This is a genomic window from Mycobacterium sp. 1423905.2, from assembly GCF_001673155.1.
Classification (GTDB): domain Bacteria; phylum Actinomycetota; class Actinomycetes; order Mycobacteriales; family Mycobacteriaceae; genus Mycobacterium.
In genome coordinates, this window is record NZ_LZLE01000022.1 from 1 (window position 1) to 752 (window position 752).

General features: G+C 71.9%; 1 protein-coding gene. It reads left to right on the forward strand.

The features are described from left to right. Nucleotides 1-752: FHA domain-containing protein (locus tag A9W95_RS01310; RefSeq protein WP_156745947.1), on the forward strand; the 752-nt coding region annotated here is incomplete at both ends.

Here is a 752-nt window from a genome sequence, read left to right on the forward strand (position 1 = left end):
TCGACAACCACTCGAACAACGGCGTCTTCCTCGACGGCCGACGCGTCCCGATGATCGAGATCCTCGACGGTATGGCGGTCAACCTGGGCCGCCCCGACGGGCCGCGCGTGACGTTCGAGGTCGGCCACCACCGTGGCATCGTCGGATTGATCCCGGCCACCGACAAACTGCCCCGCATCGAAGCGCCCGGGCCGCCGCCGAGCCCTCCCCCATCGCCGCCGGCCGGTCCACCGCCGCCGCCCCAACCGTCGCGCACCCGCGAGACACCGCTGCCCCCGCCGCCGGGCCCGGCGGCCAGCGCAGACGTGCAGCGCATCCGGGTCAACCCGACCACCGCCGAGTCGCAGGTAACGACCAAGCGGGTGCCGACCGTGACCGCCGAGTCCAGCCTCGCCACACCGGTCGCCCGCAGCGCGAGCATCGGTCGATCCCTGGACAACGACATCGTCGTGGCCGACGTGCTGGCCTCCCGCCACCACGCCTACCTGGCGCCGACTCCGGTCGGCGCCGAGATCCGCGACGCGCACAGCATCAACGGCACGTTCGTCAACGGCATCCGGGTGGGATCGGCCATCCTCAGCGAGGGTGACGTCGTCACCATCGGCAACGTCGACCTGCTCTTCTCCGGTGGCAATCTGGTGCGCCAGACGGCGGGGGCGACGCCGGCCGGCGGCCTGGAAGTCAACGCCGTCTCGTTCGCCGTCGACGGCAAGGCCCTACTGGAGAACGTCTCACTGACCGCGCGGCCCGGG